Consider the following 1,274-nt stretch of genomic DNA (forward strand, 5'->3'; position numbering starts at 1 on the left):
TGATGTGTGCTGAGAAAACAGGAGGTTTTAACTTGGTAAACTATAGACACTCATCAGGAGTTTACCATGAGCAAGAAACAGAAGACTTACACCGCAGAATTTAAAGTTGAAGCAATAAAATTGATTGAAGCCAATCAAGGCAATGTATCGGAAACAGCCAGACAACTTGGCATTTCAATGCAAACTCTTTCAAATTGGAATAATAAAGCAAAGACTGGCACCTTAGCAGGCACTAAACAATATTCACCTGATCTAAATGCCTTACTCGAAGAAAATAAAAAGCTCAAACAACAGCTCAAAACAGCTGAAATGGAACGTGAATTTCTAAAAAAGGCAGCAGCGTACTTTGCGAAAGAAAGTCAGTAAGGTACGCCTATATGAAACAGCAAAGACATTTATTCCCGATTAGCTTTATGGCTAGATTACTTCACGTTTCAGTGTCACGATTTTATGATTGGCTAAAACGAGGCATGAATAAAAGATTGGTTCAGCGAAATCAACAGACAATTTTGGTCAAAATAGCTCATGAGGAAACTAAACAAAGCTATGGCTATATTCGATTAACTAAGCATTTACAAGCGCAAGGTATCAAAATCAGTACGTATGCTGTACGTCAAATAAAAAAGCTCAACCAGCTGTATTGTAAGCGTCATAAGCGTTTCAAAAGAACTACGAAGAGTGATCATAATCGAGCGATCTACGCAAATTTACTAGAGCAACAGTTTTCAATGACTAAGCCCAATCTTGCATGGTCAAGCGATATTACATACATTTGGACTGCTGAAGGTTGGTTATACTTGGCAGCAGTAAAAGACCTGTACACGAAACAAGTGGTTGGCTATAGCTTAAATGAGCGTATGACCGCACAACTTGTTTGCAATGCACTGACTATGGCGATTCGTAATCAAAAACCAACGAAAGGCTTAATTGTTCATTCGGACAGAGGCAGCCAATATTGCAGCCATGAATATCGAAAGATACTGGAAAAATGTGATTTTCAAGGTTCAATGAGCAAACGTGGGGACTGTTACGATAATGCACCGATTGAAAGTTTCTGGGGCATACTCAAGAATGAATTAGTGCATCATTGCAACTATAAAACCAGAGATGAAGCTAAAGCAGATATTACAAAATACATTGTGTTATTTTATAATCAGCGAAGAATTCAAAAGAGTTTGGATTTTAAAACGCCAAATCAAATAGCAGAGAACTTTTATCGGTTAGCTGCCTAGCATATCCCAAGTGAAAGTCTCCTGCTAATTCAGCACATATCA

Annotated in this window: 1 protein-coding gene; it reads left to right on the plus strand. The window is 37.8% G+C overall.

Annotation, left to right across the window (positions count from 1 at the left end; genetic code table 11):
* The first annotated feature begins 66 nt into the window (after window positions 1-66).
* A protein-coding gene (locus F981_RS22255) for an IS3-like element ISAba21 family transposase (RefSeq protein ID WP_085940850.1) occupies window positions 67-1,232 on the plus strand; the annotation gives its coding sequence in 2 pieces (ribosomal slippage) (window positions 67-325 and window positions 325-1,232; 1,167 coding nt in all).
* Window positions 1,233-1,274 lie beyond the last annotated feature (42 nt).

Source organism: Acinetobacter guillouiae CIP 63.46 (genome assembly GCF_000368145.1).
GTDB classification, from domain to species: Bacteria; Pseudomonadota; Gammaproteobacteria; order Pseudomonadales; family Moraxellaceae; genus Acinetobacter; species Acinetobacter guillouiae.